Annotated in this window: 13 protein-coding genes, 1 tRNA gene, 1 rRNA gene and 1 other RNA gene; 11 read left to right on the forward strand and 5 right to left on the reverse strand. The window is 35.9% G+C overall.

Annotated elements, in window-relative coordinates; genetic code table 11:
* The 3 genes from D2K40_RS15660 to D2K40_RS15665 form a co-directional block, all read left to right on the forward strand.
* On the forward strand, nucleotides 1–227 hold a 227-nt coding region (locus D2K40_RS15660; protein ID WP_162879250.1), incomplete at its 5' end, for a zinc ribbon domain-containing protein.
* Nucleotides 228–452: 225 nt separating this feature from the next.
* Nucleotides 453–608, forward strand: a complete 156-nt coding sequence (locus D2K40_RS16500; protein WP_162879251.1) for a hypothetical protein — start codon at nucleotides 453–455, stop codon at nucleotides 606–608.
* 74 nt (nucleotides 609–682) lie between these two features.
* A tRNA-Arg gene (locus tag D2K40_RS15665) sits at nucleotides 683–755 on the forward strand.
* Between the two features lie 170 nt (nucleotides 756–925).
* Here D2K40_RS15665 and D2K40_RS15670 read toward each other — a convergent pair.
* The 5 genes from D2K40_RS15670 to D2K40_RS15690 all read right to left on the reverse strand — a co-directional run bounded on the left by D2K40_RS15670 (nucleotide 926) and on the right by D2K40_RS15690 (nucleotide 7151).
* The gene (locus D2K40_RS15670) at nucleotides 926–2173 is read right to left on the reverse strand and encodes a Ger(x)C family spore germination protein (protein WP_117157282.1); all 1248 of its coding nucleotides are present in this window, start codon (nucleotides 2171–2173) and stop codon (nucleotides 926–928) included.
* On the reverse strand, nucleotides 2170–3261 hold the full coding sequence (locus tag D2K40_RS15675) for a GerAB/ArcD/ProY family transporter (RefSeq protein ID WP_117157283.1): 1092 nt from the start codon (nucleotides 3259–3261) through the stop codon (nucleotides 2170–2172). The genes D2K40_RS15670 and D2K40_RS15675 overlap by 4 nt, the downstream gene beginning before the upstream one ends.
* 16 nt (nucleotides 3262–3277) lie before the next feature.
* On the reverse strand, nucleotides 3278–4771 hold the full coding sequence (locus D2K40_RS15680) for a spore germination protein (protein ID WP_117157284.1): 1494 nt from the start codon (nucleotides 4769–4771) through the stop codon (nucleotides 3278–3280).
* Nucleotides 4772–4892: 121 nt separating this feature from the next.
* Entirely contained in the window at nucleotides 4893–5426 is a 534-nt protein-coding gene (locus tag D2K40_RS15685) for a YceI family protein (protein WP_117157285.1), read from the reverse strand.
* A 435-nt stretch (nucleotides 5427–5861) separates the two neighbouring features.
* Nucleotides 5862–7151 (reverse strand): glycoside hydrolase family 18 protein, encoded by a 1290-nt coding sequence (locus D2K40_RS15690; protein ID WP_117157286.1) that lies wholly within the window; start codon nucleotides 7149–7151, stop codon nucleotides 5862–5864.
* 152 nt (nucleotides 7152–7303) lie between these two features.
* Between D2K40_RS15690 and tadA the strand changes: the two genes are divergently transcribed.
* From tadA to D2K40_RS15730, 8 genes are all read left to right on the forward strand, one after another.
* Nucleotides 7304–7795, forward strand: a complete 492-nt coding sequence (gene tadA, locus D2K40_RS15695) for a tRNA adenosine(34) deaminase TadA (protein WP_117157292.1) — start codon at nucleotides 7304–7306, stop codon at nucleotides 7793–7795.
* 112 nt (nucleotides 7796–7907) lie between these two features.
* An RNA gene (gene ffs / locus D2K40_RS15700) (signal recognition particle sRNA large type) lies at nucleotides 7908–8172 on the forward strand.
* 134 nt (nucleotides 8173–8306) lie between these two features.
* A complete protein-coding gene (gene dnaX / locus D2K40_RS15705) occupies nucleotides 8307–10016 on the forward strand; it encodes a DNA polymerase III subunit gamma/tau (protein ID WP_117157287.1) in 1710 nt (569 codons plus the stop codon).
* A gap of 22 nt (nucleotides 10017–10038) precedes the next feature.
* Nucleotides 10039–10362, forward strand: coding sequence for a YbaB/EbfC family nucleoid-associated protein (locus tag D2K40_RS15710; protein WP_117157288.1), 324 nt, complete (start codon nucleotides 10039–10041; stop codon nucleotides 10360–10362).
* Between the two features lie 12 nt (nucleotides 10363–10374).
* Nucleotides 10375–10971 carry a recombination mediator RecR gene (gene recR / locus D2K40_RS15715; protein WP_117157289.1) on the forward strand — a complete coding sequence of 199 codons (597 nt, stop codon included), beginning with the start codon at nucleotides 10375–10377 and terminating at the stop codon, nucleotides 10969–10971.
* A gap of 17 nt (nucleotides 10972–10988) precedes the next feature.
* On the forward strand, nucleotides 10989–11207 hold the full coding sequence (locus D2K40_RS15720; RefSeq protein ID WP_117157290.1) for a YaaL family protein: 219 nt from the start codon (nucleotides 10989–10991) through the stop codon (nucleotides 11205–11207).
* A gap of 75 nt (nucleotides 11208–11282) precedes the next feature.
* Nucleotides 11283–11549 (forward strand): pro-sigmaK processing inhibitor BofA family protein, encoded by a 267-nt coding sequence (locus tag D2K40_RS15725; protein ID WP_117157291.1) that lies wholly within the window; start codon nucleotides 11283–11285, stop codon nucleotides 11547–11549.
* 405 nt (nucleotides 11550–11954) lie between these two features.
* Nucleotides 11955–12046: ribosomal RNA gene (locus tag D2K40_RS15730) — 16S ribosomal RNA — on the forward strand; the annotation flags it as partial.

Consider the following 12046-nt stretch of genomic DNA (forward strand, 5'->3'; position numbering starts at 1 on the left):
CGTTTTATCAATTAAAGCAATTTATCAAAGAAAGGGCTTTAAAATTCAATATTCCGGTTGTTGATATTAATCCATATAAAACGAGTCAAACTTGCTTTTGTTGTAAACATGCAGATAAAGGGAATCGCCGCAAGGAAATATTCAAATGCAAAAAATGCGGATACAAAAACCACGCTGATTTAAACGCGGCTAACAATATTGCAATTAGCACTAGCTTGGCGGTGTAGGTGATTGACGTCGTAAGACGGGATTTCACCGATAGACCAAGTGCCTGCGCGGTATAATCTGACGTAGGAGTCTCGTGTGGTACGAGATATAGCGGTCATGTTCGAAAGTGGGTCAGAAATGGAACAACACGGGTACTGTCGTGAGATAGAGCTTCCACTGTAATGAGCCGCTCCCACCTCTCTTTGAGAGGTCTTCCCTGTGAAGCTTGGCATTTCAATGCCGAGATGATGTCACTTGAGTATTATTATGATCTTTTATATAGCTACTCTGCTAATCAGTTATCTGACAACGAGAAAATTATTATTAGAGCAGCGAATATTGATGAAGCGGTGCAATTAGTGCGTGATCGATTAGCTCATCATGAAATGAAAATAGTTTAGGTGATAATTTTGTAGACTTTTCATTTTCTTGTCCTTTCTGTATAATGAATAAACGTGATATTAAATAGATATTCGGCTCCATAGCTCAGGGGATAGAGCATTGGTTTCCTAAACCATGTGTCGCAGGTTCGAATCCTGCTGGGGCCACTCTTTAATCCACTATATAAAAGAATATTGGAGAACCTATAACAAAAGGAATTAAGCAGAAAATAGCGATCCCACCCATTTTGTTCCCATCCTTAATAACGATACGTCCATAATTAATACAATAAATTGTAATGTAAATCGCAACAACCGTCAGAATTGAAAGAAACATACTAATCCCTCACATCATTTAAATTTGAATCATTCAACATTTTCCCAAAGTCAAGACGCTTTAACACGAAATTAACATCAATCTCTGCATTTGGAAAGATTTTTTTATTCCAGTCGCCTTTTTCATATGCTGGAATATCTTTAAAGAATTTTCGTATATAGAGTGACCAATAAAATGGATCAGAACCATACTCTTCTTGACTTATTTGGATAAGCTCTTTTGTTTTATTTTCTAAATTTTTCTCAATTGATTTCCGTAATATCTTTTGATTTTTCTCATTTTGTGCGTAATCAATCATGCTTGGTATTGCAAGTATTTCCAAATTGAAGGAAACAGTTACACTGATTTTTGCATGGTTAGTCTTCTTGTTGTACGATACATCAATTACAGGTTCTTCTTTTTGAGAGTAGTCTGCCGAAATACGATATTTAGGTGCAATCGGATCTGGATAAGTTGATAATAACTCCTCCATACCCATTGTTTTGTCTAATGTATTACATATTCGTGTCTCTTGTCCGTCGATAATATCAATCAGCATACCTTCTTTAAAAACAGCAGAACCCATAAACTGGGTTACATTTCCTCCTTCTTGGGGAATTTGACCAGCAATATATTCATCTTCAGTTCCCGTATCTTCTGTTTCTGCTTTTTCTGTTGTTGCATATATAGCTAAAAATAAATCAGCATCCCCTTCAGTAATTTGAAAAAATCGATGAAGGTCTGCTTCTGGAATAATTCCTGTTTGTTTTGCACGGTTAAGCATATATTGATAATATTTGTGTGGACGTTGCTCCATTTTTGGGTCGTTGTTGTTTAAAAAATCACTTGCCTTTTCTTTTGAGACAATCATTTCTACCCCTCGTCTAATTTGTGGTGTTCGTGATGCGGATTGAATGACACGAAGGAAATCTTCCGAACGAGCTAATTCTTCAGAAACAACAATCACTTTTGTTTGATCTAAGACAATTCGTTTTGTAACAAAAGAATTGGCCGTATTGGTCGCAGTCACAATATCATTTCCTGTTATCGAAATGGTTTCTTCTGCTTCCTCATCCGAACCGGCTGATAATGTCGATCCAACCTCAGGGTTTGCGATTTGAAAGGTAAAAGAAAAGGTTCCCTCTTTTTCACCTTTATCAAGACCAATAGCTATCACATAGGATTGTTGCTCCAACTCTGCTTTATCATAGCAACCTGTCAGTAGGATAAATAAAATAAAAATAAATATTATTTTACAAAAGTTCTTCATTGTTTTTTTAAATCTCCTCTCGCTAAAGCAACTCCCCATAAAAGAATAGGAAAAATCACGTAAAGAGGAGTTACATAATTTAATAATGTATCCCGATATACGGTTTCGTTAACAACGGAATTATCAGGAATCATTCCTATAACTAATGTGATAAAGCTTAATGGTAATAGGAGTGGTTCGAATTCTGAAATATTAAAGATTGCTCCGAAAATCCATGTAAGTAAATAGATATAAATAATAAAACGTAAAAAACCTGCTAATAACCAAAACACCATAAAAAAGGTCTCAATATTAGTAAAGTAATCACCTAGACTAACAAATTGTGTTAGATCATGAAAAGGAAATGATATTTTTTCGATGGAGTTATAATCAAATACGGTTGTGTAAACAAAGAAAAAGAAAACGATTTCGAAAAGAACGAAAAAAGCACCGAATAGAGCTCCAATTCGAAAATCTGCTGTTTTTCTTAAAGATGTATAGGCAATCGTCAATAAAAAAAATTCTGAAAAAATTGATCCTTTTAACACCCCTTCAGTTAAAACAATAGTTAACCCTGAACCAAAAATAGGGAAAATACGTTGCCACACAACTTCTCCCATAATTAAAATAGCTAAGATAAGTACAGATATTTTAACAAATGGAAGGCTAATTTTAGAGGCGAAACCAATAACTTCAAATCCTTTTTTTGCACCCAAAAAGACAATACATAAAAGCAGAAAGAAAATAACGGTATTGGGTGATGCGGGAAAATATAATAATTTAATTTGTTCAATATGACTACGACTATCTAATCCAATCAATAAAAATGAACTAATAAAAATGAAGAAACCTAGCAATTTCCCCATGACTGAACCTAAAATAGATTCGAGTAATTCAACTAAATTCTTATCTTGATATTTTTTTAATAGAAATAGCAATAAAAGAAAAGAAGGTAGGATCACTAGAAATGAAATAATTGGCATCACCCAAAAAGCATTTTGTGATTTTTGCGCGTAAAGTGTTGCTGTTGTATCGGTAAGCTTCATTCCGACTAACATGGTAACCATTGCGAACATTTCACTTGCTTTTAATGTTTTTTTATCATGCATATCACTACCTCCTTACTTAATTTTTCTTTTTCTTTTGTATATCTTTTTGTGTTACATAAGTTGGTCGCCATATTTCTGCCCTTAGTACTTTACGGAATAATGTATCACCTTGTGATTTATAATTTGGAGCAACTGGTGCAAAGAAAGGTATACCAAATGACTTAAGTGAAGCTGCATACATAAACAATAAAAGAAATACCCCGATTAAACTGAACATTCCCATAAACCCTGCGGCTAAAATAAATATAAAACGGGAAATTCGAACACTATAATTTAAGCTAACATCAGAAATAGCAAACGAGGATAGACCAGATATTGCCGCTACAATTACAATAATTGGACTAATTACATTCGCTTCTACCGCTGCCTGTCCTAAAATCAAGGCACCAACAATTCCAATTGTTGGACCTAAAGGATTGGGAATACGTATTCCAGCTTCTCGAATTAATTCAAACGCAATTTCCATAATTAATATTTCCATAATTAATGGAAATGGAACACGTTCTCTTGCAGCCGTAATAGCTAAAAGAAGGTCAGGTGGAATCATTTCACTATGAAAGTTTGCTAAAGCTACATAGATCGCAGATATCATAGTAGTAAGAAATAACCCTAAAAAGCGAATCAATCTTGTAAGATTACCAAATATATATCTGGTATAGCGATCCTCAGGGTTATGAAAAAAATCCCAGAAGGTCACTGGCAAAATTAAACACGCTGCTGAATTATCCATTAAAATAACGATATACCCATTCTCTAAGTAAGCAGCAGCGTTATCTGGACGTTCGGTATATAGAATACTTGGAAAAATTGAATTAGGCCTTTCTTCAATTAATTGCTCTAATAATTCAACATTTCGAACTGTATCTATTTCAATATTTTTAATTCTGTTTTTAACATTCTCTAAAACCTCATCATTTACTAAGTCATCAACATAAACTAAAATAACACTTTGTTTTGCGCGTTCACCAATGCTTGTCAATTCAGTAATCAATTGTTTATCACGAATTTGTTTGCGCACGAGAGACATATTAACATAGAGTGATTCAGTAAATGCTTCCTTTGGTCCTTTTATGACACTTTCATTCTCGGCTTTTCCTATTGCACGATGTTGGAATTGTGAAACTTCCATGCCATAGCCGTTATCATCCCCATCAATAAAGATGATAACTTTACCATTATTAATATTTTCTATTGCTTGCTGATAATCAGATATTTGAGTTATATCTTTATTTGTAATAACGTCCGATACAGATTCTCCCTCTTCTTCAAGCAAAGGTTTAATAACAAATTCTTCAATACTGTTACTATTCACAATAGATGAGTAAAAAAATAGATAAACCTTTTTTTTATTGAAAGCTGCTATCAGTTCTCTAGATATGAAATCTTCATTTGTTCCATGAGAAAATAATCTTTTAATTTCTTCTGCATTTTGTTTTGCATCTTTGTAAAGTGTTTCTTTTTTTGCTGGTGTTTTTTTATTTGATTTTTGACTATGTAGAAGACGTGCCATGTATTCACCTCGCTATGTTTCTGTGGTTAGTGTGTGTTGTGTGGTGTTTTTTATACTTTTACAGAATTGCAAATAAAAAAGCATGGAGAAAATTCCCCATGCTTTAACTAATCTTTAATATCTAGGCGTCTTTCACTGCTTCCAAATCAATTGTGAAATTAATATCTTTTCCAATTAAAACACCGCCAGTTTCTAATGCGGCATTATAAGTTAATCCATATTCTTCACGATTAAGCGTTCCCTCTGCGCTGAAGCCGAATACTTGGTTACCCCAAGGGTCTTGACCTTGACCTTCGAATGTAACTTTGAACGTTTCTTGTTTTGTAACATCTTTAATTGTTACATCACCAGTTATTTCATATTCATCGTCTGTTATCTTTTTGACATCCGTTGATTTAAATAATATATTTGGATACTTTTCAACCTCAAAGAAATCACCTGTGCGTAAATGGTTATCACGATCTTTGTTACGTGTATCGATACTGTTAACATCGATATCAAATACAATTTCAGCTGTTGTTAAATCCTCAGGGTCGGCTACAAATTGCACTTGAAAATCGTGAAATGTTCCTTTTACCTTTGAAACCATCATGTGTTTAACTGAAAAGTCGATACTTGTGTGTGTTGGGTCTACCTTAAATGTTGTTTTAGTCATTGTAATTCCTCCATCACCTTATTGTTATTTTTAAATATTAACTTACTTTATGTAACTAAGTGTATTATAGTAATTAATTAACGTCAAGTAATAGCTACAAAAAGTTTAATTTATTCCTATTTTCCTATTGCCGTTAGAGTGAAAGAGTAAACAATTGATGACCAATTTAATACGTTTTTTAAATAAACTGCGCATTAAGAACTAATCAGCTAATTCAGCAATTAGTAACGGAAGTTACCGCTCCACAAATAAAATTGGTTCCCTTTCCGCAGGCACGGCTTCAGCTAACTCGGATAAGCAAAGGGCGCTTTCCGAGTGGATCTTCAGCTCGCGCTGTTCCTGCAGGAGTGTCACCAATTTTATTTGATACGCTAGATAATTTAAAAAGTTCAACCTTGTATATGTGATAGATATACAGGGTTGAACTTTTATAATCTATACGCGTTTTTTAATGGTGAAATTATCTTCTAATAAGAGCCAGTTTTGCGGGAAAGCTAAACCGAGTTTCCAATAGCTAATACCTCTTAAATTTAATTCCTTGATTAGATCGAACTTTGCTTGAATAGATCGAGCATCTTCAAACCATACCTCATGACGATTTCCTTCTGTATCTGTATAAAAGAAGAAAGGTGCCTGAGCGGTTTGATCATATTCAATCGCAACATTATTATCGCGTGCTAAAAGAATCGCTTGCTGCGGACTAACTGCTTTTGCATACTCACCGCCAGGTTCATAAGGTAATGTCCAATCATAACCATATAAATTTTGACCAAGCATAATCTTATTGGCTGGCATCTCAGTCAGTGCATATTCAACCACTTTACGGACCTGATCTAAAGGAGAAACAGCACGAGCTGGCCCACCACTATACCCCCACTCATATGTCATTAACACAACGAAGTCAGCAATTTCCCCGTGTGCAGCGTAATCATGGGCTTCGTACCAAGCACCTTCTTGTTCTGCACTTGTTTTTGGTGCTAATGCTGTAGACATAAGCAGTCCAGCCTCTGATAAACGTTTTTTTGCCTTTCGTAAAAAAGTATTGTAAGCTTCTTTGTCTTCTGGTGGTAAAAACTCTAAGTCAAAATGGACATCACCAAATCCTACTGATTGTGCTGTCTGAATAACCTCGTCTAACAATTTGTTTTGGACATTTTCATCTGTAACAATTAGTGATCCAAGTTCAGCACTAAACTCGCCTTCTTCCAAATTTGTAACTACTAACATCAAGGCCGCATTATTATTGGCTGCAATGGTCGCAAAGTTATCTAGTGGTGGTGCTATTAAACTGCCATCTCGATTAACCTGATAACTAAAAGGAGCTAAATACGTTAAGAAAGGCGCGTTCTTTTGTGCTGCATTGACTAATGTATCTGAAACACTGCCGCCAAGCGGTTCAATATAAGCATTGGATTCAATTGTTGGACCAGGTAGTTCTGGGATATACAAACGAAATCCAACAGATAAAGGTGTGTTTGGGTCAATATTGTTAATTTCAGCTAAACGCTGGTAACTAATACCAAATTTTTGTGCAATTGAATATAAACTATCCCCAGGTTGAACAAAATAGAATTGTCCGATAATAGGAATTACGACTGATTGCCCAATAACAAGCTGGTTTGGGTTGTCTAGCTCGTTTGCATCTGCGATTGCTTGATAACTCGATCCATATGTGTTTGCAATTGAATAGAGCGAATCGCCTTGTTTCACAACATGAATTTGCAATTTATTCTCCTCCTCAATACTAAAATATCCTTAATTAGCCTATGAGGAACACAAGGGAAACGTGCGGTTCTTTTTTAAGAAAGGATTTGATACAATGAAGGGGAAGTAATCTATTTAGGAGATATATGCTAATGACTGATACAGATTATGTAATGACTGATGAAGATTATATGGAATTAGCGATTGCTGAAGCAATAAAAGCTAGCCATTTAGGAGAAGTACCAATTGGTGCAGTGCTTGTATATCAGGATGAAGTTATAGCAAGTGCTTTCAACCTACGTGAAGCATTGCAAACAACGGCTTCACATGCTGAAATGCTCGTAATTGACAAAGCAAATGAAAAGATAGGCAGCTGGCGTTTAGAAGATTGTACATTATACGTGACACTTGAACCGTGCCCGATGTGTGCTGGTGCAATTCTACAATCTCGTATTCCACGTGTTGTTTTTGGTGCTTCTGATCCCAAGGCAGGGTGTGTCGGATCATTAACCAATCTATTACAAGACGATCGGTTTAATCACCAAGCTACTGTTGAAGCTGGTGTATTAGAAGAAGCATGTGGGTTATTGCTAAAGAATTTCTTTAAACAGTTACGGGAAAAGAAGAAAAACAAACAGAACAATGACAACAATGACCCTCTTTAAATTTAGAGTGTTTGTAAAATATTAACATCGATTTGCTCTTGCTTTTTACTGAAAAACTAGCTATAATAATAAATGCGCTCAAACAGCGCACATAAAATTGTTAGCAAATTTGCCGTGCTAGGTGGGGAGGTAGCGGTGCCCTATACTCGCAATCCGCTGTAGCGAGACGGAACTCCCATCCGAGGTGCGTGACTTTAAGGTCTGCCATAAGGAATTGGTGTTGACGTTTGGGTCCTGCGCAACGGGAACCCGTGAATTCTGTCAGGTCCGGAAGGAAGCAGCAGTAAGCGGTCTTTCTCGTGTGCCGCAGGGAAGCCTGGACTGAGCCATGAACTTATGTAACGCTTAGGGTTACGTCATCGACGATGGGTGCACGGCGTTAATTATATGATAATTAAACCTCTTGCCATTTTGGTAAGAGGTTTTTGTATGTTTTTTTAGTTGAAATGTTCACATTTATAGGTTGATTCAGTTATAATAGAAAAGAATTCCGAAGAGAGGGTCATGAAAAATGAGCTATCAAGCATTGTATCGTGTGTGGCGTCCGCAAAATTTTGCAGACGTAGTAGGACAAGGACATATTACACGAACACTCCAAAATGCAATTATGCAGGAGAAGTTTTCGCATGCCTATTTGTTCTCAGGTCCAAGAGGTACGGGGAAAACAAGCGCTGCGAAAATTTTTGCGAAAACAGTCAATTGTAGGCAAGCACCCGCAAAAGAACCATGTAATGAATGTGATGCTTGCAAAGGAATTCAAGATGGATCTATTTCGGATGTAATTGAAATTGATGCTGCTTCCAATAATGGAGTGGAACAAATTCGTGATATTCGGGATAAAGTAAAATATGCACCAAGTGCTGTAACCTATAAGGTATACATTATCGATGAGGTACATATGTTGTCAATTGGGGCATTTAACGCGTTATTAAAAACATTAGAAGAACCACCTAAGCATGTCATTTTTATTTTAGCGACGACTGAGCCACACAAGATCCCGCTGACTATTATCTCAAGGTGTCAACGCTTTGATTTTAAACGAATTACACAACAAGTAATTGTAGAGAGAATGCAAACAATTATTGATCAGGAACACATATCTGTAACGAAAGAAGCACTTGATTCTGTGGCGTTAGCTGCAGAAGGTGGTATGCGTGACGCGTTAAGTTTATTGGATCAAGCAATTTCCTATAGTGAGGATCAGGTTGTGTTAGAAGATGTGCTAGCAGTGACAGGGGCTGTTTCTCAAGAGAAACTAACCGAGATAGTTCATGCGTTATATGATAAAAATGTTCAAAATGCTTTACGGTTAGTAGATGGCTTTATTCAAGAAGGAAAAGATCCAGGACGGTTTGTTCATGATACGATCTATTTTTTGCGAGATATTTTACTATATCAAAGTGCGCCTAGTTTAGAGCAAGTACTAGAACGCGCAATCGTTAATGAATCGTTTAATCAACTAATAGAGAAAATAGATGCTGTGTGGATTCAACAAGCAATTTCTGAGTTGAATCATTGTCAACAAGAGATGAGATGGACCAATAGCCCGAAAGTATTTATTGAAATTACAATGTTAAAAATAACAGAACTAAGGCAATCTGCAGCTACTAGCATTGATAATGAATCGATTATGGCATTAGGACAGAAAATTGAACGGCTTGAAAAAGAGTTATCAGAAATAAAAACAAACCCGCCAGTTCCTCAAGCGGAAGCGGGAGGGTCAAATACAACACCAAAAAGAAAACCAGCACCAACAAAGAATCGCTTTAAGATTCCGTATGAACGTATTCGCCAAGTGCTAGATGATGCGTCTAAATCAGATATAAAAGAGATTCAAACAATTTGGGCTACTTTTATGAAAAAGTTAAAACAGCAAAATGCACCAGCGCATGCTACTGTGCAAGATAGTAAGCCAAGCGCAGCATCTGAAAGTGCCTTGATTTTAGCTTTTAAATATGAAATTCACTGTTCACTTGCTTTAGACCATCAAAAAACGATAGAATCATTATTAGCGGAGTTAATTGGAAAACAAATAACTATGATTCCGATTCCAGAAAGTAATTGGCAAGAAATCCGCCAAGAATACGTGCATAAACAAAAACAACAATCTAGTACAGATCAAGATGGGGATCAAGAGGTAAAAGAAGAAAATAAAGATCCCTTAGTAGAAGAGGCGCGTAAACTTGTTGGTGATGACTTGCTAGAAATACATGAAGATTAGAAAATAAGAGGAGGTTTTTTCCATGCGTGGTGGAGGAAATATGAATAAAATGATGAAACAAATGCAAAAAATGCAAAAAGATATGATGAAGGCACAAGAAGAGTTACAAGAAATGAGTTTTGAGGCTACTGCAGGTGGCGGTATGGTTAAAGTTGTAGCAAATGGTAATAAAGTGATTACGGATATTGAGATCAATGAAGAAGTTGTAGATCCAGATGATGTAGAAATGCTTCAGGACTTAGTTTTAGCTGCAACAAATGATGTGTTAAAGCAAGTAGATGAAAAATCGAACGATACAATGGGACAGTTTACAAAAGGGATGAATTTACCTGGAGGAATGTTCTAGGAGGTATAACTTGTGTATTATCCAGAACCGATTTCAAAGCTAATTGATAGCTTTACTAAATTGCCAGGAATCGGACCGAAAACAGCGGTTCGTCTGGCTTTTTTTGTTTTAAATATGAAAGAAGACGATGTGTTAGATTTTGCAAAGTCTCTAGTTAGTGCAAAGCGTGAGTTAACTCATTGTACTGTCTGTGGACATATAACAGACCAGGATCCATGTGCAATTTGCCAAGATGAGACTAGAGATAGTTCTTTAATTTGTGTTGTACAAGATCCAAAAGATGTAATTGCGATGGAGAAGATGAAAGATTTTAGTGGTCGCTACCATGTTTTACATGGCGCAATTTCACCGATGGATGGTATAGGTCCAGAAGATATTAATGTACCTAGTTTGTTAAATCGATTAAAAGACGAAGAAGTGGAAGAATTGATACTTGCCACCAATCCAAATATTGAAGGTGAAGCTACTGCAATGTATATTTCACGATTAGTTAAACCTTCAGGAATTCATATTACTCGAATTGCCCATGGATTACCTATGGGTGGGGATTTAGAATATGCTGATGAAGTTACACTTTCAAAAGCACTAGAAGGAAGACGTGAATTATAAAGGCGGTGGTCTACAAAATGGCTTTCGGTAAAAAAAATAAAAGAAAACAAGTAGATGAACGACTACTACAAGAAATTTATCTTTTAAAAGATGAGTGGATGCGACTCAGAGAAATTATTGAAAAAAGTGTAGAGCCAAGTGTGACAGGGTTGTATGACCTAAAAGTGGCGGAAATAAAATACTTTTATTTACTTCGGGAAGCAAGAAGCCGAGGGATCAGTGCTAAGCATCGTTAAAATACTATAAGTTCTACTTCTTTCCTTTTCCTCATAATTATATTAATAGAAAGGACAAGGGAAGGAGGGAGAGTGGTGGGCTCTTCTATAGTTATTATAAGTATTATTGCGCTAATAGTAATCTTATTGGTTGTAGGTGCACCAGTGAAGCCGATGCGTTGGTTGATGCACGGAACGGTCAAATTAGTAATAGGTGTTTTGTTTCTATTCTTTTTCAATGCATTTGGGGCATCTATTGGTTTACACTTACCAATAAACATTTTTACTGCAGTAATTGCTGGCTTTTTAGGTATTCCTGGTTTGGTTTCCCTCACAGCTTTACATATCTTTGTATTTGCTTAGAAGATTAAGCTGTTGATTTTATAAGGAGTAACAGAAAAATTGCCTTGGCGTTTTTATGCCAAGGTAATTTTTTTGTTTACAAATGGTTTAATGATATGATATATTTAATCTCGCTGCTTTTTGAAGAGCAGTGCCAGTGTTTTGAAAAACAAATTATCTGTTGACTTTTTTTATAATGATGATATAATTGTTTAGCTGTCGAAATAATAGATTTCTGGTTAACATATCATACAGCTTACTACTTTTCAGAAAAAAGTTGTTGACATAACAGATTGATAGATGGTATGATATATAAGTTGTCGCAAACGAGCGGTAACAAAAATTGATCTTTGAAAACTGAACGAAACAACCAGTATGTTAAGTAAGAAACAAGCTAGTATTTTAAATGAGCAACCAAGCTCGCATTTTATGGAGAGTTTGATCTTGGCTCAGGACGAACGCTGGCGGCGTGCCTAATACATGCAAGTCGAGCGCGGGAAGCAAGATGACCCCTTCGG

This window comes from Paraliobacillus quinghaiensis (assembly GCF_003426025.1).
Taxonomy (GTDB): domain Bacteria; phylum Bacillota; class Bacilli; order Bacillales; family Amphibacillaceae; genus Paraliobacillus_A; species Paraliobacillus_A quinghaiensis.